The following is a 25,800-nucleotide window of genomic DNA, read 5'->3' as shown; positions in this document are numbered from 1 at the left end:
TGCAAACGTTTGCATAAAGTTCTATTTTAAATTTAAGCCAAGTGCAACACCTCAAAAAATGAGCAATGGCTTCCCTTGAAATCCTCCACAAGGCGGTGATTTCAGGCGAGAACACTATGACAACAAAAGGGGAGAAATCCAGTGAGCAAACGTTACGCCTACACTTTGCTTGCGTCAGCAATTACGGTCGCTTTGTGCAACCCTGCTGTCGCAGAAGAGAACAAGAATAACGAAGTTGAAACTATCGTCGTCTCAGGTACACCTGGCGGTCGAGGGATCCGCAAAGTTGATGCACCTTTCGCCGTGACTAATCTTGACGCGGTGAAAATAGACAGACTTGCACCAAAAAGCACAGCCGATCTATTGAAAGCGATCCCTGGTGTTTGGGTCGAAAGTTCTGGCGGTGAGTCGGGCGCAAACGTGTTTGTTCGTGGTTTTCCAGGCGGTGGTGATGCCCCGTTTTTAACACTCAGTCTTCAAGGTTCCCCCATTTACCCTGCCCCGACCTTATCCTTCTTGGAAAACTCATCCATTTTCCGTCTGGATGAAACTATCGCCATGATGGAAGGCTTACGAGGTGGTCCAAATCCAGTTGTGTCAAATGGCCAACCAGGCCTCACTACAAATTTCCAACTAAAGCGTGGTAGTGAAGAAACAGAAGGCACCTTCAAATACACCACATCGGACTACGGATTACAGCGCGTTGACGCTGTCTTGAGTGGAGAGTTAAGCAAAGACCTTTACTTTATGATTGGCGGTTATGTAAAGCGTTCACCGGGGATCCGTGATGCCGGATTTACATCGGAAAAAGGCAATCAATTTACAATTAATCTGACAAAAGTACTCGATAACGGTGAAATTAACGTTTATACCCGTCAAACAGACGATACTGGCGCATGGTACCTTCCTACACCTCTAAACATTGAAGGTGTCGATACTGGATATACCCAACTGAGTGGGGCTAATCGTCAAGCAACGATTTACTTTGGGTCAGGTAATGAAGCGATGGAAGTTGACTTGGGCAATGGCCGTGGTTGGGATGGTCATGTCACTGGGGGAAGCATCAAGTTGACGCTAGCAAACGACTGGGAGTTTGTCGATCGCTTCAACCTCACCCAAGGTAATGCGAACACCTACGGCCTAGTGCCTGCGGGAGCGGCATCAAAGCTTAGTATGGTTGAAGGTATTGATGGACCCGTAACGAGACTCGGTCTCTGGCCTTGAATACGATGGTAACACCAACGTACAAAAATTCGGTCGTTGGGTCGTTTTAAAAGACATCGAGGCATTTACAAATGATTTGGCCTTTTCAAAAACATTCGGTGATTTGAGCAGCTCGTTTGGTATGTATACCGCAACGACCTCTGCGAAGGATTGGTGGAGTTTAGGAAATGCAGCATACCATGTGCTTGGCGGTAACAAAGAAATGCTTAACGGCATTGCGTGTAACAGCGATGTGGCAGGATGTGATTTCAACTACGATATTAACTCGACAGGCGATGCAAAAACACTCGCATTTTACATGACACATAGCTACGTAGTGACGGACCAACTTACGCTTGATCTTGGTTTACGAAGTGAAAAACATGAAGTCGATTACTCAGTAGACGAAGATTTAAACGGCACGATTGATAAAGCCGTTAACTACGATGCTCGTAAAACATCGTGGACATTTGGCGGTAACTACAAACTAGATGAACACAGTGGTTTATTTGCGCGAGTCAATAAGGGCTACAAAATGCCTTACTTTGATGATTTTCGAGATAACTTCGGCGCCTACCAAGGTGGAGAAAGTCTAATCAAAGAAGTAACACAGGCTGAAGTGGGTTACAAATACATGGGTGACAGTTCAGACTTCTTCGCAACCTTGTTTACGAATGAAGTAAAAGGCGACACATTTGTACGTAAACCAGGTGACCCCGCAGAAATTTTAACAAACGAAGCGACGGGTGTGGAGTTCGACTACAACTACAATCATGAATCAGGATTGTCGGTTAATTTGAATGCAACGTGGCAAACAACTGAAATTACAGATAGCCCGACCAATGAAGGCAATGAAGCTCAACGTCAACCCGCTTGGCAACTACGTGTAACACCTAGTTACGAGTTCGAGGTCGATGGCATGTTTGCAACTGTATACGGCACACTGAGTGCGGTTGATGACCGTTACGGCGACAATGAAAACACCGTGGTTCTTGAAGGATATGAAAAAATTGACCTTGGCTTTACTTTAGAACCATCCGAAGGTATCCGTCTACAAGTCGCCATCGATAACCTCACTGACAAACAAGGTATCACCGAAGGCGATCCACGTAATGCGGACGCTCCAAACGGACGCTATATCATGCCAAGAAGTGTTAAATTTAGCGTGGCGTATAGTTTTTAAATAGTCTGAGTAAATCGGATGTGGAAATACAAAGCATCGCCACATCCGGTGAGACTAAAGCAGTTCCCTTGAAGCAACTTTGATTATTGCGACACGAGCCGGACACAATCTCCTTGGCTCTCAAAGCCCAGCCTGATTTTTTTCTTGCTGGGCTTTTTATTCTTTAGCAACTATATATACTTGCAGCTCGATTTATTTGGTGGCAGCTATGGACCTATTATCTCTTTTCACGATTTATCCCCTTTCTTGGTCTAGTATTTTTGCAGCAATCTTGTGTGGTTCAATCATTGGTCTAGAAAGACAGTTACGTGGAAAACCCGTCGGTATTCGCACTTCATCTTTAATTGTGCTCGGCACTTACGTATTTGTGGCGATGGCCACTGCCGTTACCAACGAAAATGTTGATGCTTCGAGGATCATAGGACAAATCGTTACTGGAATTGGCTTTTTAGGTGCAGGTGTGATGCTTGCACGCGATGGTATCGTGGTCGGTGTCACTTCTGCCGCTGCAATTTGGATGCTCGCCGCGATTGGAATTTGTATTCCTGTTGCTGGAGAATGGGTTGCTATCAAAATATCCATTGTTGTAGTGGGTATTTTATACGGTGTCGATCTTTTAGAAGAAACCTTTACCTCGCTGACCCGAGGCGTTCATGCAAAATACAATGATTGGCTTAGCAAAAAATCTAAACGTAAACAGGATGACCATTTTCTAAAATAAATTGTTGTTGGTAGCTCATTAAAATCACTTGCGGTCTTTGACTTAACACGAAAAGATCGCAGGTCTAAACTCGTTACCTAGTCGTCGCTAACCGAGCTGCAAGTCCAACAAATACTAGCCCTAGCAATCCATCTGCATGACGTCCAAAGCTCAACACTCCCTTAAAGCACCGACCTGCAGCGCTAAACGCAATCGAAAATACCACGTTCATTATCAACGCAATACCACTTTACAAGAACCTGAGTATGAGTAATTGCGCCGTTATATTTGATGAAGTATGTGTAAATTGCGGCAAGAAAAAACGAAAGAACAAGAGTGCCTTTGGGTTAATCACGTTATTCATACAACCGCGATAAACTAAACGACGATAAGTTTACGGTTTCAATTGGTTAGCTTGGGCATTGATAATACTTTGTGTATGTTTATACCAAGTGCGAATGAGATTCCCCCCGAGCCACAACAAATAACACGCGCCTATCACTTTAACGGCAAGTGCTACTTTCGGCATCGTTTGCATGATTTTCACCCAAGCCAAAAGCTACAAGGCCTGTTTGCGGCAATCCGGCACCAAATATAGCTAATGAAATCGCTAATCCTGACTTAAACCCTCTGGCCGTTGAATAGCTTGAGATCAATAACAAGTCTGGACCAGGTGAAATAACGAGAAAAAATACGCTGACCAAAAAAGCGGGAGTACCGAAATGTCTATCATGTCTTACCAAGTACAGATTGAATCAACACTCAACAACCTAAGCTGCCGATTCGACTTACGTTATTCGACATCTTACCGCGCTTAAACTTTAAAACTAACCGCATTATAGGCTTTTGCAATCACCCGCAGCATTTGAATTAGATGGCTGCCAACTGATAATTTTGTAATCGTTATCCTGCCTTATCACGCCATACGTACTGCATATTTTATCAAGTTCTGAGCCATCCACTTTAATACGACTAAGTGCAACAGTAACTAAACTATAGCTATCGATGTTAACTAATGTTTTTGAACTTAAAACACGAGATTTCAGGTATTGGGCAGCGATTAGCTTTTCTCGAATATCGTGCATTACCCCATTAGCTTCAACCGATGAACTCGGCGTTAAAATGTGTTTGCCAAAGATGAATTGTGGCTGTTCAACATAGAAATGGGACAAATCTTTACCAACAGCAAAATCGGTTAAAAAGTCCTGAAGAAATTCATTTGAGGTTTGAGCGGTCGCAGTTTGGCTTAAAATCAGCGCAGCCGAAGTAAGAAGGTATTTCACGGTGAAGTCCTGGTATTGTTATTATTGTGTCGACAGCTTTAAATGGCTTATACACCATCCAATCCCAAATCAGGACTTATACTAATTCCAATTAATTAAAAATGCTCGATTTTTCGCATCCAATGCATTTCAACATTCTGCTCTTTAACGTCGCTTTTGGTTAACCCAGAAAACGAACTTAAACACTGTGATATTGTTGATGTTTGTTATGCTGTTTTAATAATTTGTTTGCGTTTTTGCTGAATCGCTCTTTTGACTTTTCTAATCAACGTTTCCGCTTGTGTTGGTTTTAATATGTAATCTGTCGCACCATATTCAATGCACGTCTTGATCATTTCTTTATCGGACTCACTGGTAAGCATAATAACGGGTATGTCACGCAATTGTTCATCACTTTGGAACGCCTGCAAAGTAGTAAATCCGTCCATGGTTGGCATATCAATGTCGAGCAAGACAATATCAGGCATCATCACCTTCGCTTTTAGTAATGCCTCTACGCCGTTCATCGCACTCTCTATACGCATCCCCCTGAGCTCAATAATGGTCGTTACGATTTTCTGAATGAGTAACTGGTCATCCGCAAGCAAAATCAGCGGCATCGAATGTTCAATTTTGGGTTTTGCTGTTTCAATCGCTTTAACAATTGTATCAAGGGCTTTGCTGTTTTCATGGTTAAGCCCATTCATACTTTCTCTAATTTCTTCTACAGGAAACTGATCAGCCAAACAATCCAGTTCCTTACTCGACAATGACTTCGTGGTGTTGTCGTAAGCTCTACGCCATTCGAGTAACGTGACATTTTCCAATAGTTGCCCTATGGGTTTCGTCACTTTATTCAATCGTTCACTTTGCGCACTCTGATGGTCAGTGAGCGAATCTTTGATCCCATCGAGTGTTGAATGAGTTGAAACAAGCTTTTCAGATAAATTTTTAACTTCTTTTTCTAACTTTATTTTTAATAAATGACACTGTAGCAGTTCGACAGCTCTGTGAACGGTCAGCGATAAATGATTCAAGTCATAAATTGGTTTCAATGTTTCATAGTGATAGAAAATATCATCGTTACACATATTGAGTGCAAGTTCGCGGTGCTGCTTTTCACAAAATAAAAGCGAAAGCTGTGGTAGTTCAACTTGTTGGTCTAGCAACGGGTGAGATGCCAGAAAATCTCTGATTTTCCGCGCCTCTTCAGGGTGATCAAAAACATAAACGTAAAGAATCGCTTCATGTTGTTCTTTGAGAATTTTAGCGAATTTACTTTGCTCTTTATTGATGTTTATAAAAAGTCGATTCCGATAACGGCTATTGAACACGTCTGCGATTTGATCGACCGTATTTTTCGCCTCATAAAGCACAATAATAGTAGGACAACAGTCAAACATACACTCCCCTTCACGCTTTACCTATTTATCTTATTCCGCATTAATTTGGAATAATTTGCTCATTGATGAGTTTCTGCTTAATGCTAAACATCATTTGTTGGGTTTCTTCAAATCGTGCTTTCGCTATATCAAGGTTACTGTGATTTGATTCAATTTCTTTCAACAACACACTTAATTTGATGGCCCCCGAAGATGCTGCTGAACCTTTGGCCCCGTGCGCTAAGCTTCGTACTTTATCTATATTTTGTTGTTTAAGTGCGTCTTCCAGTTTAACCATATCCTCTGAAACACTTTCCCAAAACATCGCAAGCACAGCACGAGTCATATCTAAATCATCGGTCCCGATGATGTTTTTGAGATGGCCAAAGTCGATAAGTTCATCCTGAACAACGTCTTTGTTATCACTTTTCGTACCACTCGAGGTAGAACGAATTTGCTTGCCTTTTAAACGTAACGCCAACACTTTTTGAAGAGTAGCCAGCTCCACAGGTTTTGTAATGTAGTCATCCATACCTGCAGCTAAGCATCGCTCCGCTTCCCCAACGACAGCATTCGCCGTAACCGCGATAATTAAAGTTTTCTCGGTACCTTTTCAACTTCTATTCTCCTTATCTCTCTGGTTAACTCAATACCGTCCATATGCGGCATATGACAATCCGTCAGAACGAGTGAATAGTGACCACTTTTCCACTTGTCCAACGCCTCTACACCATCCGAGGTCATTTCATAGCGGTACCCAAGACGACTAAGTTGTCCGGATAAAACAAGTTGATTTGTTGGCTGATCTTCCGCACAAAGTACCACTCCCTGACCGACTGACGCGGTGTCATGGCTGCTTAACCTTACCTCATCCATTTCCTTTTTAAGTATATAATTCCAATCGAACTCAGGGCTTTCTAGACCACAAAGAATGGCAACGCCAAGGATTAACTCACTCGGGCGAAGTGGATGAGTCGCTACAGAATAAGACCTTGGATGGCAATACCCTTTTTGGCCGGCTGGATCCGTTTCTAAAATTAAGTTTTTACAACGATGAGCGTTGGCGAAAGTTGACTCTCCAACCGATAAAACAACCAACTTTTCATCGGCGTCTACAATCGAATGAACATCATGTACGATGTCATCTGCTCCAAACTGGACTAACAAATCAACGCAAATGTCTTTTATATCCACGTTTACAATATCCAAAACAAACCGATGGTTTCGTAGGTTGTACTGCACTTTTTTCGCATTCGGTACAATGTGATTTGCTTGAATTGGCAATCTAAATGAAAAGGTACTTCCCTTACCAAGCGCGCTAGAGACCTTGATTTCGCCTCCCATGAGATTAATAAACGATTGGGAAATACTTAACCCTAAACCAGTGCCACCATATTTTCGCGTAGTGGAACTATCGGCTTGTGTGAATGGTTTAAAGAGCTTATCCATTTGTTCATCGGACATTCCGACACCAGTATCCGTAATTGACACTTGCCACGCTTTTTCTGCGGGTAAATAAAGCGTAGCGACTTTCACTGACCCTTCACAATCCGGTCTATGCGTAAACTTAATCGCATTTCCTAGAAGATTAAGTAGCACTTGTCTAATTCGAACAGCGTCCGCCACCATCGTCTCTGGCACATTAAAATCATGCTTGAAAAACAACTCAACCTGTTTGTTTCGTGCATTCACCCAAAGCGCATCCATCGTTTTTTCGATAAGCGTGAGCACATTGCAGTCGGTCATCTCCAATTCCATTTGCCCTGATTCAATTTTTGAAAAATCGAGAATGTCGTTGATGACCTCAAGTAAGGAAAACGAGGAATCGCGAATTGTACTCACCATCCTCATTTGGTCTTTCGACAACGTCGTTTCCCTAAGCAAATCGATAATGCCTATTACACCATTCATCGGTGTTCGGATTTCATGACTCATTGTGGCTAAAAATCGCGATTTTGCTTCGCTAGCTTGACGCGCTGCGGCAGATTCCTTTTCGAGTACCGCTTGTATGAGCCGTTCATCCGTAATATCCAGCGTTATTCCATGCACCATTTCAGGCATGCCATCTTCGTCGTATACTAAACTTGCCGCTGATTTCACCCAGTGGACACGGTTTGTAAATTGATTAACGATACGGAACTCACAGTTATAGGACGTTCCTTGGTCTATTGCTTTAGTGAGTGTTGAGCGCACCAAAGCTCTGTCGTCATCATGGATCATCGCTTGCCAGTCTTGGTCGCTCACCGACGTTGCAAGCTCAACACCATATAAACCGTACATCCCCTCATCCCACTTAATTTCACCGCTTCCGATGTTGTAGGACCAATTGCAAATGCCACCAGCATCTGAAGCTAGTCGCATTCCCATAAGCAAATCATCCCGTACTGCTTTTGCATGATTCAGCTCAGCCTCAAATTCTTTTCGGTCTGAAATATCTTCAATAATTACAATAAAATACTTTGGTTCGCCGTTGTCTTGTCTCACTAAAGAGATAGACAGAAATGCCCAAAAATCAGTGCCGTCTTTTCGATAGAACTGTTTGTCTACTGAATAGAATTTGCGGCTCTCTTGTATGAGTAAGTCAAATGGAGAGTCTTCGTCGTCTTCCGAATGTACAGCTAAATCCTGATAGGATAACGTCAAGAGATCGGCCTCAGAATAACCAAAGAGCTCACTCATCATATCGTTAGACTCTAAGATTTGACCTGCCAAGCTCACCCGTGCCATCCCAACCGCCGCTTGAGAGAATGCAGCACGATAGACGATTTCTTTTTCCTGCAATTCTTTCCGAAGCGTTATTTCTCGCGCTTTCGTGTTTTCTTGCTCGGTAATGTCTTTCACAAAACCCACAAACGCGGTGCTGTTTCCTAATTGGATATCGCCAACCGATATTTCGATTGGAAAATTACGACCTGACTTGTGTAAGCCGACCACTTTTCTGGGCTTTCCGATTAGACGCTTTGTTCCCGTAGTCATGTATCGATGGATATAGCTATCGTGAACTTCTTCGTAGGACGCCGGCATTAAAATTGAGATATTTTCTCCAATCAATTCCTCTCTAGAACGGCCAAAAATCAACTCAAGCGCTCGATTTACATCGAGCATCGTACCGGATTCGTCAATTACTACAGTGCCATCGAGCGATGTATCAAACACGCCACGCAATCTTGATTCAGAATCCCTCGTCTCTTGAACCCGAACTTCAATTTCTTTTTCTAACTGACGACGAATAGCTCGTTCTTGAAGTTTAATTTCTGTCACGTCAACTTGTACGCCAATGTAATGAGTTAGCTGACCGCTTTCCGAAAAAACAGGGTCGATATGCAGACTGTTGTAAAAAAGCGTACCGTCCTTTTTAAAGTTTTTTAGCACAACTGAGCACGCTAGTTTGTTTTTAATAGCATGCCTTAGTTGCTGTACCTCGGGTTGCTCTGTGTCTTCCCCTTGCAAAAATCGACAATTGCGCCCAACAACTTCTTCGGCGCGATAGCCAGTAAGGAGCTCAAATGCTTTATTAACGTAGGTAATCGGAAAATCTTTCTCATTCGCGCTTGCGACGATAATGCCTGTTTCTGAACTCTCAATTGCGCGGTTTTGAATGTCAATTTGAAACTGTTGCTCGTCATTCACTTTGCTCAGTTTGTCTCGCTCAATCACCATCGCTTTCAGATTTTGCAGTGCCCCCACCATTGAACCAATTTCATCTTCAGATTTGTGTTCGGGAATGGCTATCGCGAGATCTCCCGAGGCAAGTCCATTCACCGCCTTAGACAGACTTGTCAGCGGTCCAGCAATTTTCCGTGAAAGGTAAAAAGAAATCAGCGCTATCGCGACCAGCAGTAGCCCAGCCAAATAGGCTGACTCGCGCACAAGTTGATTAGACGCAGCAAAGGCTTCGTCAGTCGGAATTCGAATAAGCACAGACCAGCCAAGTCCAGGGAAATCATATGCGCCTTGTGAATGGGAAAAACCAGAAATTTGTTCCACTTTTTTACGAGTGTGTTCAGAGATTGACGATCCGGTAAGCCCAGATACAGCAAGACGCGCGCTCACTAACCCCGCATCAACTAAGTTGAGCACGCCTACAACATCAAAGTTACGCTTGTACTTTGCTGATTGTTGGCCAATTGGATCGTAATCAATAAGAATCTTCCCTTCTTCGTCAATTAACGTGATTTCTGTATTTTCCATGCCTCTAGATGACAACAGTGCGTAGGTTTCACCAACGATGTTTTCGACCATCGAGAAATCGACGATATTCACCCACATTCCCCATGGTTCCCCCTGTTCGTCTAGCAAGCGCACGCCAAAAATCATGTCGTAGCTATCAGTATTTGATTCAAATAGATCTTGCGTGGGGCCGTACACATACGTGCTTTCTATTCGATGAGGGTTAAGCGTTTGACCGGCTGATATCCCGTTAAACCACTGTGTTTTTAAAAAGTCGACTTTCGTTGCTTCAATATTCGGTAACGGTTTACCAAGCATATTGGTCGAATTAATCGCTAGGACGTTACCGTTCAAATCAATCACAGCAATGCGCCGATATACTTTGTAATTATCCACAAAAGCATTTAGGTTTTTAACTATTCGAGCGCTCACTTGTGCATCGTTAAAATTTGGCCTTTCGCGACTACCAAGAGATAAAGTAAACGCCTGAGCATCGTGATACCGCTCAAATAAGTTTCGGTCTATCAGGCGAACAAGCAATGACGCTTCACGTTGAACATTATTCGATGTGGTGCTTTGTATTGCGTTTTTACCTTGCTAAGAGAGAAATAATTCGCCGAGCAACAACGACGTGCCAAACACCAGAAAAATGATAGGTAATTTTATAGAAAAACGCATATTAAACTTCGCTACATATCATTTGAGTGGGCTTCCATTGAGCTAGTAGCTCGTCCATTTCAACCGCTTTCGAATAGTAGAAGCCTTGACCAATATGACAACCAATTGATTTTAAATACATTTCTGTATTCAAGCATTCTATCCCTTCCGCAACAACTTCCATTTTCATGGCCGTGGCCAGTTTAATACTTTGCTCAACAATTGCCGCCGACTTAGGGTTATTCAAGCAGTTAAAAACAAATTGTTTGTCTATCTTGAGTTCGTGAAATGGGAGTCGGTGAAGCTGTTCCATTGACGAATAGCCAGTGCCAAAATCATCTATAGATAATCGAAACCCCATCATGCGAAGTCTTAACATTTGTGTTGAAAGCGCGTTAGGATCATCATTTAGTGCCGTTTCCGTCAGCTCACAAATAACGCGGTTCGGGGCTAATCCTGCCATTTCAGCCTGCTCTTTTAGCCAAGCTGGGAACGAATCATCATTCAACACTTTTCCAGAAATGTTTAATGCTATTGTCAGTTCATCCATTAAATGCCCGAACCGCGTCATCTGTTCGAAAGCATCGCAGATTATGGCTCTCGTAAAACGCATCATAAGCCCCGCATCTCGTTCGATAGTGGGTATAAAACTATCTGGAAATAGGAGCTGTCCATTTACGTTTTTGAAACGAGCCAAAACTTCAAGACCCTTCAGCTGATGCTTAGTGAGGTCAATTTGCGGCTGAAAGAAAGCACAGTGATGATTATTGTCCAGTAGATTGACGATTTGTTCTTTTGTTATTTCATCAACAAATCGATTGTGCTTGAGCTGTATATGCTCACTGCCTCTGGCTAATAAGTCTTTAAGAACGCCAATCCCTATTGGCTTTTGCACACAGCCCAAAATCTCAAGCTTGTACTGACGTGCTAGATTTGTTGTCGATTCCAGTAACGCTTCATCCTCACTACTAAGGAGAACGATTAAACCTTTAAAGTCGACTGCAGCAAGATATTTCAAGACCGAAAAGCCGTCTTCTACGGGCATATTCAAGTCTAAGAAAATGAGATCAAAGGCGTGTTTGTTCAAACACGCCTTTGCTTCACTGCCATTTTCTGCCTGCGCTACGTCACTGTAGCCAATGTTTCGAAGACACAAACAAAGCGTGTGCCTGACCACTTGTTGGTCATCAACGACCAAAATTGAGTTTATCGCATTTTGCACGGCGCACCTCAGACAACAGCTCCGATCCTGTTGCACTAAACGTAATGCGTGTGACATTGCAAACAATGGTACAAAAGCGCTCAACAACCCTCATCGCATTACTTGGTTATATTATGAGCTAAAGGCTACTACTCATAGGTTTAGTTTTGGGCATGCGTTTGGTCAAGGTACAACTTAATCGATTTTTTGTCGGATTTACTAAGCGTTTTTAGAATGTAATTTCTAAGTCTATAAATTTCATTTTGTTTTCAGAGATAACGGTGAAGAACACTCACAAAGTAAATTAATCATACTTAATTTAAAGTTCCCATTTTATGTATGTTAATAGCAATCAATCTCACAAGAAACTAATGATTTTGTACTACTTTTAACCTGGGAGTATTTTCATGGTGATATAAACAAAAAAACTGAACGCATTCACTGTATATTGCATTCAAAAAATGCTATTGGTATTGCTTCGCTCGCACTAAAAAAGACTCTCGGAGTAAATAAATGAAACGCTATAGCCTCGTCGCTCTCGCTGTTGTCGCCACACTTGCTGGATGTACCCCTCAACAACCGAATCAAAATCAAGAAAAAAAGGTTGAGCAATTAGCACAAGACCAGACTTTATCTGTTGACCAAGTAGTCGAACAATACACCAAAACTTTTATTCAACACGAACCAGCTTTGGCAACCTCGCTAAAATTAGATCCCGCTCAGTATGGTGAGTATGCCAATCGGCTGCCTGATTACTCCGTTGCAGGCATGCAAGCGCTACAAAACGATATGAATCGTTCTGCGGAACAATTAAGTAATCTGCTGTCTCAAAACCTAACACCTGAGCAACGTATGCACGTAAGCGTCAATGAGGTCATCGCTCGCTACTACGCCGGTGATGCTAAGTTCTCTGGCGGTTATATTGACACTTGGGGTGGTCATTTGCCTTACATAGTAAATCAGCTTGCAGGCCCACTCGTTGACATCCCTACCGTGTTGAAAGATCAACATGAAATTTCGTCTATTAAAGATGCCAAAGATTATTTAACGCGTCTTGATGGCTTTGCACTCTTAATCGAGCAAGTCAGAGAAAAGGTTGCTGATGATGCGAAACACGGCATTGTTTTACCAAAGGTGTTGTTTGGTAATACTCTCGGGTATTTAAATAATTTTAAAGCGCCGTCTTCTCAAGAGCACCCACTTGTGACCTCATTTGCAAGTCGTTTAGAGGGTGTTGAAGGCGTTAGCCCTGAAGAGCGTGCTGCGTTTGTCAGCCAAGCCGCGAAACTGGTGCAAGATAAAATATACCCTGCATTTGAGAAGGTGATTGCTGATATGCAAGTGCTTGAAACAAAAGCACCTGAAGATGTCGGAATTTGGGCGCAACCAAATGGCGCAGAGTTTTATCAGCATGAAATTACGTACTTAGCTGATTCAACGATGACAGCGGAAGAAATCCATCAAATTGGTTTAGACGAGGTTACGCGAATCAACAAACGAATGGATGAAATTCTTAAAGCCAACGGTTTAACGGAAGGCTCTGTCAGTGAGCGCATGCAAAAACTGAACTACGATCCTCGTTTTATCTATGAAGACAATGACGAAGGTCGAGAAAAACTACTTACCTTCTTGCGTGGCGAAATTGAAACAGTAAACAAAAAAGCACCTAACTTTTTCTCTACGTTACCTACTCAGCAAGTTGAAGTTCGTCGTATTCCTAAAGCTGTAGAGGCTGGTGCTCCAGGAGGCTACTACAACGGCCCTTCACTTGATGGTTCACGTCCTGGCGTATTTGCTATCAACTTAAAAGACATGAATGCGGTACCAAGCTTTACGCTGAAGACGCTTACATATCACGAAGCAGTGCCAGGACATCACTTCCAGATTGCGCTAAACATGCTCCAAACGGAAATCGGCCTAATGCGCCAAAATGCCTCGTTTAACGCGTTCATTGAAGGTTGGGCGCTCTACTCAGAATTAGTTGCGTACGAGATGGGTATGTATGAAAACGACCCATTTGGCGATCTTGGTCGTCTGCAAGCTGAGGCTTACCGTGCAGCACGCCTTGTTGTTGACACTGGCCTTCACTTTAAAAAATGGACTCGCCAGCAAGCTATTGATTATTTTGCAGAAGCAACGGGTTCTGCGATGAGCGATGTTACCGCAGCAATTGACCGTTATATTGCGTGGCCAGGACAAGCGCTTGGTTATAAACTTGGGATGTTGAAATTCTTAGAACTAAGAGCGAAAGCACAAAATGCTCTTGGCGATAAATTTGATATCAAAGCGTTCCATGATTTAATTTTGTTGAAAGGTGCAAGACCGATGTCAATCGTTGAAGACGATGTAAATCAATGGATTGCAGCAACTAAGTAATCAAATATAACGCAGCGATAACGACCTATAAAAAGTAGGTCGTTTGATATTAGTTTAAGTCAGGAATTCTCCTGACTTTCTTATTTATGTTCGAAAGCAAATAGGTGCAAGTTAAATAATCATCACCATTTGCAGGTCTGGTTTACACACAATGTGGGGGCGCACCTACACATTCGCCATTTGGGTTTAGGGATTAAAGATGAAAAAATTATCAACTCTGTCTGTTGTCATGGCTGGTTTATTCTGCGCAAGTTCGTTTGCTAACCTCTCAAAGCAAAGTACAACGATCGCCGAATATGCGGTACAGCAATATCAATCAACACAAATCCATACCCTTGCGAACTTAGTATCTTTCCCGACGGTAAATAAAGAAGGCATAGATACAACGCAAAACCCTGATTTCATTGGCTTTAAATCGCTAGTCAAACTTAAGGCGGCTGAGCTTGGATTTCATTATGAAGATCATGGACATGTTTTGCTCATCAGTTATGGCAACCAAACTGATAAAGTAACCGTTGTCACACACGGAGATGTGCAACCAGCAGATGCCAGCAAATGGAAAAAGAGTCCTTTTTACCTCGATGCAACCTCTGAACCGGGTAAACTAATCGCGCGGGAACCGAAGATGATAAAGGGGCTATTGCAACAGCGCTTTACGCTATGAAAGCGATTAAAGACAAAGGCCTTGTGCTTAATAACAAATTGGAACTCATGATCTATCTCGCTGAAGAGTCAGATTGGGACCCAATAAAAGCGTTTTTGAAATCCTATGATCAACCCAAATATGCCGTCACGATTGATGCAAGCTACCCAGTTGTTGTGGCAGAGAAAGGTTGGAGTTTAATTGAGTCCACGTTTATCGGCGAAAAACAGACCAATGGAATTTTCGTTTCCCAGTTAAAAGGTGGATCATTTAAGAGCCAGATACCGGAAGACGCAAGTGTAGTTTTGCACAATGCGGATGCTGATTTGCTCCAGCAACTGGAACAGAAGGCAAACCAATTTAACAAGGTTAAAATCCAGTTCAAGCCTTTAGATTCGGGCACTTTAATTAGTGTAAAGGGGGTTTCCGCTCATTCTTCTGAACCTGAAAATGGCGTAAACGCAATTGCACATTTAGGTGCATTGTTTCATGGTGTTGATCTTGGTTTGAATAGTGAAGGACAAGCACTTAAGTTTATTGCGGATTTACTTGGCACTGATATTCATGGTGAACAGTTTGGCAACATCGCCTACTCCCACGACTTTATGGGTCTCTATGACTGTGGCTCCAACACTACTTGCGGCCAAAGATAATAGTATTACGCTGTCGATTAATCTTCGTCGCCCAGCCGGTAAAACCGCAGAACGACTAGACACGGAAATCCACACCGCGATAGACGCTTGGCAAAACCATTATCAGGTTTCACTTGCTCACCTTGAAGTAGAACTAGGTGACCCAATGCTTTTAGATGGCGCACCGCATGCAGAAAAGTTATTGGATATCTTTAAGCACTATACCAATGACCAAAGTGCAGGATTTATCTCGATTGGCGGTGGTACAAATGCCAAGTTGTTTGACAATGCCGTTAGTTTTGGCCCGTCTATGCCTAACGCCAAATATACTGGGCATTCGGAACATGAGTTTATAACCGTGAAACAGTTAGAGCTCAACTTACGCATGTACACCGCTATGATGATTGAATTAGGTAACATGTAATCAACGACTTTGTTGCCAGCTCTGTGCTGGCACAAGCATACTTTCTTACAATTTCCAGATTGGGCTACGATTCGTATTGCATTAAGGTATTGAATGTCAAATCACGGTTAACGCATTCCCACCATAGTAGGGCCTGCTCTAGCCGTGAACAACCATTAAAAATTCAAAAGAGGCTCATTATGTCGTCGAAATGGCAGTGCCCAAAGTGCCAATGCAAAGAATATGAAGTCGATACAATTGCAACAACCGGTAGCGGCTGGTCAAAAATCTTTGACATGCAAAACCGAAAATTTACTGCTGTGACTTGTGCACAATGCACGTATACCGAGTTTTATAAAGGCAGTACATCAAAGCTTGGTAATATTTTTGATTTTTTTACTCAGTAGATTGCTGCATGGAAGCACAAGCTCATTGACCGCAATTTACATGTTCAACGCTTTGCAGATGTAGCCCCAAATATTCCATCGTCAAACGAATGCTATCGACAAAACAATCAGGCGCATCTGAACCACTAGACGTGGATAAAATTGAGAATGCCTTGCCTCGCCATGTTCTTAGGATTGGGCGTAATGTTTCATCATCCATGAACTCAGTGACACGCTCAAAGAAACATTTTAAGGTCGCGGTCATACTGTACCAATAAATCGGTGATGCAATCACGATATGGTCAAAGGCAATGAGCTTTGTTAATAGTTGGCGAAAGTCATCATCGCGGTGAGAATGGGTATAGCTATATCTGCCAATAGCGAATTGATCTAGGTAGATTAACTCCGCGTTCAATCGTTTTGCGATTTGGTTTGCGGCCTTGCCGGTATTTCCATTCTCTCTGGCGCTTGAGAAGAGTACGACTGTTTTCATGTTTACTCCTTTGTGTAAAATCGAAGTACACTGTAAAACCTTAACTTAAGTTTAGGTCAACTGATGATTTGTGATTCTGCGGCTATTTTTAAACGAAACAACGCAAACGCACTCAACCCTCTTGAGGTTTTGTTAAACTCACAGGCAGCGGTTTATAAATAGGAAGAACGTTTACCATGTCAGATAAACCCATCCTTGAAGCCAACTTAAGCGTTGGCCAAGTCGCAAAACGTGCCGCCGTAGCGGTATCCGCTTTGCACTTTTATGAACAAAAAGGCCTTATTCGCAGTTGGCGAAATTCAGGCAATCAACGCCGCTACAAACCCGATGTGCTAAGGCGTGTTGCCGTCATAAAAGCCGCACAAAAAATGGGCATTACACTGGAAGAAATTAAAATCACGCTTTCAACATTGCCCGAAAACCGTACGCCAACCAAAAAAGACTGGGCACTTATGTCGACAAAGTGGCAAGCTCAACTCGATGAACGGATTGCTTACATGCAACGTGTACGTGATTTGGTTGATGGTTGCATTGGCTGTGGTTGTTTATCGATGACCAGTTGCCCGATGTACAATCCAGATGACATTATGGCAACAGCGGGTGACGGGGCGATATATTTAGAAGCTCCGGACAAAGCCTTAGCCACAAAACTTTGCTATGATAGCGAAAACAAAATAGGAACAAACAACAAATGAAGAAAGCCACACTCTGTTTGGCGCTTGCCGCGGTACTCGGCCTTGCCGGTTGCCAATCTACTTCAACCGATACTGCCACGACTACTTCTGTCTCTTCGGTTTCTCAAGATCAGGCTTTTAGCCAGTTCTCAGCGCAATTCATTGAAGATCTTTGGAAACAACACCCAGAAGCTTCCTCATGGGCAGGTTATGGCAAATATGACGACATCATTACCGTTCCAGATGACGCATCACGTGCGAGCAATCGTGCATTTGTTGAAGCACAATTAGCCAAATTACGTGCCTTCAATTTAGATACATTAAGCAACGCAAACAAAATCGACTATCACTTAATAGAGAACAGCTTGCTTGAGAGCATTTGGGAAGACGAAAAATTTAAATCTTATGAGTGGGATCCTTCGTCATATAACGTAGCATATGGGTTTGCAAATATTCTAAATAGTCGATTTAAATCTCTCGATGAGAAATTCAATTTAGTCCTTGCAAGACTCCAATATGTTCCAGCGTATTATGCTGCGGCAAAAGCGAACATTAAGAAACCAACGCTTGAATTCACTCAACTGGCTATTGCTCAAAACCAAGGTGCATTCAGCGTACTAACGGATGAATTGTTGTCGCAACTCGCAGAAACAAAACTCAGCGCAGACGAAAAAACGCTGTTTAAGACGCGATTTGCAGAGGCAAAAGCCGCCATCAATGATTACATTGATTTTCTGACAAAACTCGAAAGTAACCTTGCCAAAAATGGCGATGCACGTTCCTTCCGTATTGGTGAAGCACTGTACGAAGAGAAGTTCGCGTTTGATATCCAATCTGGTTACACCGCAAAACAAATGTATGAGAAAGCACTTGCAGATAAAGCGCGAGTAACCGCGGAAATGATTAAAATCACCGATACTCTTTGGACGAAATATTTCCCAAACACGGCTCGCCCAGCAAATGATACACAAGCTATTTCAAGTTTGATTAAGCATTTGTCCGTACAACACGTAAATCGTAATGATTTTGTTGACGAAATTAAAAAGCAAATTCCAACGCTCGAAAAATTCGTTATCGACAAAGATCTAATCAATCTAGACCCAGAAAAACCACTTGTAGTGCGTGAGACACCAGAATACATGCGTGGTTTCGCAGGCGCTTCAATTAGTGCTCCTGGTCCATATGACAAGAAAGAAAACACGTATTATAACGTTTCGCCTCTGGATGGTATGAGCGACGAACAAGCCGAATCATACTTACGTGAATATAACCACTGGATTTTACAGATCCTGAATATTCACGAAGCGGTTCCAGGCCACTACACACAGTTAGTGTATTCAAACGAGTCTCCTTCGCTTATCAAAAGCTTGTTCAGTAACGGTGCAATGGTTGAAGGTTGGGCTGTGTATACCGAACGTATGATGCTCGAAGAGGGTTATGGTGATTTTGAGTCGAAATGTGGCTCATGTATTACAAGTGGAACTTACGCGTTATCTGTAACACAATTCTAGATTACAGCATTCATGTCAATGGAATGACCAAAGAGCAAGGCTTAGACCTACTAATGAATGGCGCATTCCAAGAACAAGCTGAAGCGGAAGGTAAATGGCGTCGTGCCACACTTAGCCAAGTTCAGTTGACGAGCTATTACAGTGGTTACCGTGAAATTTATGATTTCCGTGAATCACAAAAACAAAAGCTCGGTACTGAATTTAACCTAAAGAATTTCCATGAAGAATTCTTAAGCTTTGGCAGTGCCCCTGTTAAGTACATCAAACAATTGATGCATTAATCTTCTTGTGTGCAAATATCGTTGTATTTGCACACTTCCTTCCTGCCACTTGTATCAACTAAGCCGCCGTTGAGATTGCATGCCTAATTTGTGCAATATCTAACTTGATGTTTGCCAAAAAGAAACCTCTAACGCGATTACGTTATAGGGCAATGACGACCTAATCTTTCCCTTTTCAACTTAGGTTAACTAACTAATAAAGTTAATTTTTATGATTTACAAGTGACCTATTGCCATTCAGAGAATAGCGACTAGGCTAACTACTATAGCCTTCTTTAGTCTGCGATATTGAATGTCTGAACTCAGGAAACTCGTCTTGTTTGGTTTACTTGTGATTTTATTCGCGAGCACGGCGACGTTCATTTCGCAAAAATACTACAACTCCGTAGACAGAGATTGGCAAGAATTTTCTGAAAAAACGGTTAGAGCATATGTACTCCATGCTACGCTAATCGAAGAATTAGGTTACGGTGGGTTCATTCATCATTTCAAGAATTTAGTGCTCAGGCACGACATAGACTACTATGCCCCTAAAGCACAAAAAGCCATCGAAAATGCGCTCGCGATAATCAATGAGATGCGTGAATTAGGTGAGTACGACGAGAAAAATACGCAGTCGTTAACCGAAACATTAGACCACTATTTGCATAATTTACTAACAGCACAAGCACTGATTCGCCAAGGAAAACCAATTTCAGAGGTCGACAAATTGGTTAAAGTGGATGACACCGCCGCGTCTGCCGCCCTCAATCTATTTAATGAACAGATGAATCAAAAGTTAGCGCAAAAAAAAGAACTTCTTCAAAATGACTTCAGACGCGCTTTTTACATCCATATTGGCAGCATTTTACTCTTTATCATTACTCTCATTGTGTTCATCTACAAAGTGGTGCACAGCTACCTTGCGCAAAGTCGTTTAGCGAAAGAGGCATTGGCGGCATCTAAAGCAAAATCCGATTTTTTAGCCAATATGAGCCATGAGATCCGAACACCAATAAACGCCATATTGGGGACATTGCAAATTTTGGATCGCGATTTCCCAGACTCTGACCATAATCCACTCATTAAAAGTACGATATATTCCACCAAGTCTCTCGTGACCATTCTCAATGATATTCTCGACATCACCAAATTCGCCGACAAACAGCTCATCATTGAACACGTACCATTTTCGTTACGTCGTATCACCGAGTCTATTGAATCAGACTATTTGCCAATCGCCATTGAAAAATCGATTCAATTTGAAGTAAATGTTGATCCTGCTCTGTTCGACAGTCGCTTAGGTGACCCCGTGCGCGTCAGGCAAGTGCTCCTAAACTTAGTGTCTAACGCAATTAAATTTACTGAATTTGGTTCTGTTGCACTTAATGTATATCGAAAAAGCGAGAATCCTGATGTTGATGTCGTTTTTGAGATAAAAGATACAGGCATTGGCATGAATTCTGAGACGCAAAATCGACTGTTTAAACGATTTACACAAGCTGATAGCTCAACAACTCGCCGATATGGAGGTTCTGGACTTGGATTAGCAATATCCAAATCGCTCGTTGATCTGATGAAAGGCACAATACACGTTCAAAGTAGACCCAATTATGGCACGACAATGACCGTGACCATTCCACTTTTCCCATCAGAAGAAGAGCTTAACCTTATGTCTCAAGGCGCTTCGCAATGTCATCTCGATTTGACTGACCGAGTCATTCTAATTGCCGAAGACAACCCTTTAAACGCGCTCATTTATCGCTCTATGTTGTCTCCGACTAAAGCGACTATTCAGGTCGCGGAAAATGGTCAAGAAGCTGTCGCGTTATTTGAATCATTAGACCCTGACATTATCCTGATGGATATCCAAATGCCTGTCATGGATGGCATTGAAGCCTGTCGACGAATTCGAGAGAAAAATGCCGCAGTACCAATCATCGCGGTAACAGCTAACGTCATGATGGAAGACATCGAAACGTATGAACAAGAAGGCTTCGATGACCATGTTGGCAAACCGCTTGAACTGACTCTCTTGCTTGGCACTATTGAACGATTTATCAAAACAGAACCTGCAGAGCTAAAATCGTAACCAAAGAATCATCGCTCATTGGTCCTTTTCTTGTCTCTCAACAATTTTGCGCTTTATCAAAGTTCCAACAAATTTGGCGTGTCTTTTCAACTTAAAACCCTTCAACGATTGCGAATTTGATTGGCAATATTGTGGTTTCAATGCCATTTTGTTATCGTGCACACAGAAGTAAGGACGACCTTACCGCTCAACCTCATAGGGGACGGCCCCAACCAGTTTATTTTGGAGGCCGACTTGTCTAGTTATATCTATCTTTTTCTTGCATCACTCTTTGAAGTACTTTGGGTTTTCTTTCTAGGTAAATCCGATGGTTTTGCACGTATTTCACCCGCACTCGTGGCTCTTTTCTGTATGGCACTCAGTTTGTTGCTGTTAGCACAGGCAACTAAAACTTTGAGCATGGCATTTGCCTATGCGATTTGGGTAGGCTTGGGCATTTTAGGAACCGCTCTTGTGCAACACTTTATTCAAGACCAACAACTTAAACCGCTTGGTTGGGTTTGTTTACTCGTAATAACCATTGGCCTCATTGGATTACAGATGAGCCAATCCACACCCACTACCTTGGATTAATACAATGCGTAAACACACATTATTTCTGCTTTTCAGTATGTTTTGGCTGAACATAGGCAATGCCGAAACGACGAACGTCGACGAAAATCAGCGTCGACATGGCATTCATGGTATGTTGCTCTTTTCGGATGGCGAACAGCTTTATGCTTCACATTTGCCGATGTTCCATAAGCCGCATGATGTTCAGATTGTTATGGCTGTAAATTTCGCAGACCAAGCGCTAAATTCACAACTCGTCTCGCAACTTGCAACGGGAAATTATTGGACTTTAGAACCTGAGCGGTTTGACCTTTCAAAACTTGGCACGAGCCTACCAGATGCTATCCACTCTTTTACCGCAGACGTCTATGCAAACCATTTCGAACGTGGGGGTACGAAAGCGTATGAAGGAAAGCAACTTATTGTTACCAAAACGGTTTTCCGACAAACATTATCTGAACAACCAGCAAACAAAGCTGCTTTTTTTCTAGTTAATCAAAAAGAACGATCAACGTTGTATTACTTTCATGCGATTGAAGGTCGACCTGACTTTGACGCATTAGTCGCAATACAACACGCTGCGTTTGAAAAGCGAATGATCCCTACGGAGTTTGACATGCCGAAGCGACAGGATTTTGTAACGCGTCAAGAACTTGCAAACACGTTAGCGATACCAAAAGACGCTATACGGCTTGTTTATTTTGAAACTGGCGATTTGAAATAAGCATCACAAACACAGGCTCGCGTCGAGTTTAGCTTGCCAGTATTTCAGAATTCCGCTTAAATAGAGGCTCTTCTTTGAAGGACATTACATGATGAGAGCCTTTTTATTCATTGTATTATCCGCCCTATTCAATTCGGCTCATGCCGACACATTGAAACCCTTTACATCCGATGGTTGTAGTATTTTTCCAGACGGTACGCTTGCTCACAAACAGCTTTGGCTTTCTTGCTGTACCGCGCATGATTTCGCTTATTGGCAAGGTGGTACATACGATGAGCGACTACAAGCAGACGAAGCATTAGAGTCCTGTGTGGCACACGTCGGCGAGCCAGAAATAGCAACTCTTATGCTGGCTGGTGTGCGCGTCGGCGGCAGTCCTTATCTCCCTACTTCATTTCGATGGGGTTATGGTTGGTCTTACCCACGTTTGTACAAAGCACTCACTGAAGAAGAAAAATCACAAATCGTGTTGTTACAGCAAACGCCTCTCCTAAAGGTCAGTATCGGTGAGGATTAACGTTTTCATGGTTGCCAATTACAGAGCTCTCGTTGCATGAAAGCGCGTTCGCACAAGCCGCAATAAAGCGTAAAAATCGAATAGCAAGCGCCTCTTTTCAGTCCGAAAAAAGCCCACGATTGTGGGCTTTGAGTTGTTTCATCATAGTGAAACTACGCTAGTTTCAGGTTTAAGCCTTAGAGAAAAATCCTCGGTTTAGTACCTGACCTTCTTTCATAACGCGTTTACCTAAGCACCATACATCGGTTAATTCGAACGTGGCCATGTCTACTAAAATCAAGTCTGCATCACTCCCTTTGGCGACGTGTCCTTTTGGCAATCCCAATATGTGAGCAGGGTTTTGTGTCACACTTCGAATTGCAATTTCAACGGGCACCTTAAATTCGATGATAGCTTGTCGCAACGATTGAAATAACGCCTGTTCGTCACCCACCTCAAATCCGACCAACTGATTACGATTATCGTAAATGGGTAAACTCGCATGACCATCCGAACTCATCGTTAGCTTATCCACCGGAACTCCTTTCTCAAGGCAATACGCTAATGCTTCTGCCGCAGCGAGTTCACCATTGGCTAAATCGTAATCCGTTGTACTCGCCGTAAAATCAATAGTTCCACCACGTTTCGCAAATTCAATCCCTGCAAGCAACAGGTCTGAATTACGATTAATGTGCGTAGGGTAAAATTGGTCAAGAGGAAGCTCACTTGTTTTCGCCACCTCAAGCAATAATGACAAGTGGCCAACACCCGAACCTACATGCACACTTACCGTTCCTCGTTTTTTAGAAAGTAAGCCCGCAGTGCGCGCCTCAGCGGCAATTTTAGTCAATTCCTCAATGGTCGGCTGACGACCTCGATGATCAGCAATAGCGACTTCTCCCACGCCTATGCATTCCTCAATAAACATAATGTCGTGGCTTATAGATTGGCTTAGTGTTTTTATTGGCACGTGATATGAACCAGTGTGCACGAATGCGTTGAGTCCCTCTTGTTTTAGGCCTTTCGCTTTCGCCACTAAATCGGCATGTGTACGACTAATATCATCAGTACCTAATGCTCCAACGACGGTAGTGATCCCTGCAGAAAACGCGTCTGCTACATTCATTTCAGGTGTGCGTGAAGCAAATCCTGCCTCTCCGCCTCCACCACTTATGTGCACTAAGGAATCGACAAGCCCTGGAAACAAATAATTACCCTGCGCGTTGACTACTTCGACGTCAACGTTAGTGTCAAGCGTAATTGAGTCTTCAATCGCAATCACTTTTCCACCCGCAAGCAACACCTCTTTTACCCCAAGTGGAGCTGGTGCAAATACCGTTGCACCTCGAATAATTGTAAGCATAATTCTCTATTGATATTGTATAAACTGAGCAAAAACCATAAACGCAATTGACGCAATAAATAGCATCAACATTAAGCGCCAAATAACCTTGAACCAGTCGCCCCACGCAAGATTGGTGACACCAAGACACCCAATCAAGCTTGCCGATGTGGGGATGATGATATTCGTAAGTCCATCACCTAATTGAAATGCTAAGACCGCCGTTTGTCTAGAAACACCAATCAAGTCAGATAGTGGTGACATAAGCGGCATTGTAATGGCCGCTTGACCCGACCCCGAGGAAACAAAAAAGTTAAATGCCGATTGGAAAACGTACATCGCGACAGCGGCTACATAGTCAGGGACTAATGTAATTAACGACGCACAATCGTACAAAAAGGTATTCAGCATAGAAGGCGAATGGAGATCTGTGCCGCCAAGCAAAATAACTAACCCTTTGGCTAACCCAACTAAGAGCGCCGCGGGCAGTAATTCCGCGCTACCATGCTTAAATGCATCGACCGAGTTTTGAACTGTCAATCGCCCACCCAATTTTGCCACAAACGCCACTAGCAGACCGAGAACGAAGAATTGAGTTGCAATTTCGGGAATATAATAGCCCTTGACCGTTACACCATATACAACCCAGACAAGACACAGTGCAAATACACTTAATATCACGGTATCCAATCTTTGCATTTGAACAGTCGATGCAGCAGTTGATACGTCACGATGAACTTGCCTAATTCGCTTGGCGTAACTCAAGCTAAACCACAGAGCAATCGTATTGAGCACAACAAACGACACGACTCTCAGCCATGCGCCTGAGAACAGCGGGAGGTCAGCAATACCTTGTGCAATCGCGATACTAAATGGGTTAATGGGTGAAGTCGCAAACCCAATTTGAGTTGCAACATAGGTAACCAACACGGTAACTGCGGCGTCATAACCTAACTGTCGGAGAATAGGAAAAAGCACAATACAAAATGCAATGGCCTCCTCACCCATGCCAAAAATCGCGCCTCCTAGGCTAAAAACCAGAAAAAGCGCAGGCAGAAATACCCAATCCAACGTTTTGGTCTTATCAATAAGTGCCATCATGCCATTTTCGATAGCGTTGGTCTTCATCACGACACCGAATGCACCGCCAGTGATGAGAATAAACGCAACCACGCCAATAGCTGCACCATATCGGTCGCCACTGACTAATCCTTCAAAAAGAATATTGAATAGGCCGCGTCCCGATTCTGTGACAAACAAGCCGACTGGACTTGGGTTTTCAGCACGGACGAAATCAGAAAGCTGTATTAAACTTCCTTCCGTGTTTGGCGAACTAAACGACCCTGGAATAACAAAATAAGAGGCAATCGTTGTCAGTAGTGCCAAACCTAACAAGATGACGAACGCATCTGGCATTGAAATTGTTTTTTTCATTTTAGACTTATTTTTTATATTCAG

Annotated in this window: 17 protein-coding genes and 3 pseudogenes; 11 read left to right on the top strand and 9 right to left on the bottom strand. The window is 42.8% G+C overall.

All coding sequences use genetic code 11. From position 1 onward, the window contains the following. Positions 1 to 141: 141 nt before the first annotated feature. A pseudogene (locus J5O05_RS19260) lies at positions 142 to 2,386 on the top strand (TonB-dependent receptor). 208 nt (positions 2,387 to 2,594) lie between these two features. Continuing rightward, positions 2,595 to 3,107 (top strand): MgtC/SapB family protein, encoded by a 513-nt coding sequence (locus J5O05_RS19255; RefSeq protein WP_208845221.1) that lies wholly within the window; start codon positions 2,595 to 2,597, stop codon positions 3,105 to 3,107. Positions 3,108 to 3,480: 373 nt separating this feature from the next. Here the strand turns inward: J5O05_RS19255 and J5O05_RS22130 are convergent, their stop codons facing one another. The 6 genes from J5O05_RS22130 to J5O05_RS19230 all read right to left on the bottom strand — a co-directional run bounded on the left by J5O05_RS22130 (position 3,481) and on the right by J5O05_RS19230 (position 11,779). After that, positions 3,481 to 3,624 carry a hypothetical protein gene (locus J5O05_RS22130; protein ID WP_244370176.1) on the bottom strand — a complete coding sequence of 48 codons (144 nt, stop codon included), beginning with the start codon at positions 3,622 to 3,624 and terminating at the stop codon, positions 3,481 to 3,483. 298 nt (positions 3,625 to 3,922) lie between these two features. Further along, positions 3,923 to 4,369: a DUF6841 family protein gene (locus J5O05_RS19245; RefSeq protein WP_208845219.1), complete on the bottom strand. Its 447-nt coding sequence runs from the start codon at positions 4,367 to 4,369 to the stop codon at positions 3,923 to 3,925. A gap of 206 nt (positions 4,370 to 4,575) precedes the next feature. Continuing rightward, on the bottom strand, positions 4,576 to 5,751 hold the full coding sequence (locus J5O05_RS19240) for a response regulator (protein WP_208845218.1): 1,176 nt from the start codon (positions 5,749 to 5,751) through the stop codon (positions 4,576 to 4,578). Between the two features lie 40 nt (positions 5,752 to 5,791). After that, positions 5,792 to 6,262, bottom strand: coding sequence for an Hpt domain-containing protein (locus tag J5O05_RS22125; protein ID WP_244370175.1), 471 nt, complete (start codon positions 6,260 to 6,262; stop codon positions 5,792 to 5,794). 59 nt (positions 6,263 to 6,321) lie between these two features. Beyond that, positions 6,322 to 10,332: a PAS domain S-box protein gene (locus J5O05_RS19235; protein ID WP_244370174.1), complete on the bottom strand. Its 4,011-nt coding sequence runs from the start codon at positions 10,330 to 10,332 to the stop codon at positions 6,322 to 6,324. A 247-nt stretch (positions 10,333 to 10,579) separates the two neighbouring features. Next, positions 10,580 to 11,779 carry an EAL domain-containing response regulator gene (locus tag J5O05_RS19230; protein ID WP_208845217.1) on the bottom strand — a complete coding sequence of 400 codons (1,200 nt, stop codon included), beginning with the start codon at positions 11,777 to 11,779 and terminating at the stop codon, positions 10,580 to 10,582. Between the two features lie 492 nt (positions 11,780 to 12,271). On the opposite strand from J5O05_RS19230, the gene J5O05_RS19225 reads away from it, so the two are divergent. The 3 genes and pseudogenes from J5O05_RS19225 (at position 12,272) to J5O05_RS19215 (ending at position 16,219) form a co-directional block, all read left to right on the top strand. Continuing rightward, positions 12,272 to 14,134 (top strand): DUF885 domain-containing protein, encoded by a 1,863-nt coding sequence (locus tag J5O05_RS19225; protein WP_208845216.1) that lies wholly within the window; start codon positions 12,272 to 12,274, stop codon positions 14,132 to 14,134. 199 nt (positions 14,135 to 14,333) lie between these two features. After that, positions 14,334 to 15,833, top strand: a pseudogene (locus J5O05_RS19220) (dipeptidase). 179 nt (positions 15,834 to 16,012) lie between these two features. After that, complete coding sequence (locus tag J5O05_RS19215; protein ID WP_208845215.1) at positions 16,013 to 16,219, top strand: zinc ribbon domain-containing protein; 207 nt, start codon at positions 16,013 to 16,015, stop codon at positions 16,217 to 16,219. A 22-nt stretch (positions 16,220 to 16,241) separates the two neighbouring features. Here J5O05_RS19215 and J5O05_RS19210 read toward each other — a convergent pair whose 3' ends face one another. Next, a complete protein-coding gene (locus J5O05_RS19210) occupies positions 16,242 to 16,691 on the bottom strand; it encodes a flavodoxin family protein (RefSeq protein ID WP_208845214.1) in 450 nt (149 codons plus the stop codon). Positions 16,692 to 16,867: 176 nt separating this feature from the next. Here J5O05_RS19210 and soxR point away from each other — a divergent pair, with 176 nt between their 5' ends. From soxR to J5O05_RS19180, 6 genes and pseudogenes are all read left to right on the top strand, one after another. Then, a complete protein-coding gene (gene soxR, locus J5O05_RS19205) occupies positions 16,868 to 17,386 on the top strand; it encodes a redox-sensitive transcriptional activator SoxR (RefSeq protein WP_208845213.1) in 519 nt (172 codons plus the stop codon). Beyond that, positions 17,383 to 19,157, top strand: a pseudogene (locus J5O05_RS19200) (DUF885 domain-containing protein). Before soxR ends, J5O05_RS19200 begins: the two are co-directional and overlap by 4 nt. Positions 19,158 to 19,449: 292 nt before the next feature. Continuing rightward, a complete protein-coding gene (locus tag J5O05_RS19195; protein WP_208845212.1) occupies positions 19,450 to 21,228 on the top strand; it encodes an ATP-binding protein in 1,779 nt (592 codons plus the stop codon). Between the two features lie 234 nt (positions 21,229 to 21,462). After that, positions 21,463 to 21,801: a DMT family transporter gene (locus tag J5O05_RS19190; RefSeq protein ID WP_208845211.1), complete on the top strand. Its 339-nt coding sequence runs from the start codon at positions 21,463 to 21,465 to the stop codon at positions 21,799 to 21,801. Between the two features lie 4 nt (positions 21,802 to 21,805). Then, positions 21,806 to 22,504 carry a hypothetical protein gene (locus tag J5O05_RS19185; protein ID WP_208845210.1) on the top strand — a complete coding sequence of 233 codons (699 nt, stop codon included), beginning with the start codon at positions 21,806 to 21,808 and terminating at the stop codon, positions 22,502 to 22,504. Between the two features lie 91 nt (positions 22,505 to 22,595). After that, positions 22,596 to 23,021 carry a hypothetical protein gene (locus J5O05_RS19180; protein WP_208845381.1) on the top strand — a complete coding sequence of 142 codons (426 nt, stop codon included), beginning with the start codon at positions 22,596 to 22,598 and terminating at the stop codon, positions 23,019 to 23,021. 169 nt (positions 23,022 to 23,190) lie between these two features. Here the strand turns inward: J5O05_RS19180 and iadA are convergent, their stop codons facing one another. Both iadA and yfcC read right to left on the bottom strand, forming a co-directional pair. Then, positions 23,191 to 24,363, bottom strand: a complete 1,173-nt coding sequence (gene iadA, locus J5O05_RS19175; protein WP_208845209.1) for a beta-aspartyl-peptidase — start codon at positions 24,361 to 24,363, stop codon at positions 23,191 to 23,193. A 6-nt stretch (positions 24,364 to 24,369) separates the two neighbouring features. Further along, positions 24,370 to 25,776, bottom strand: a complete 1,407-nt coding sequence (yfcC, locus tag J5O05_RS19170; RefSeq protein ID WP_244370173.1) for a putative basic amino acid antiporter YfcC — start codon at positions 25,774 to 25,776, stop codon at positions 24,370 to 24,372. Positions 25,777 to 25,800: the final 24 nt, after the last annotated feature.

The sequence above is a fragment of the Pseudoalteromonas xiamenensis genome (assembly GCF_017638925.1).
GTDB classification, from domain to species: domain Bacteria; phylum Pseudomonadota; class Gammaproteobacteria; order Enterobacterales; family Alteromonadaceae; genus Pseudoalteromonas; species Pseudoalteromonas xiamenensis.
The sequence above is the reverse complement of the archived record's forward strand: the minus strand, read 5'-3'. Positions and strand labels throughout refer to the sequence as shown.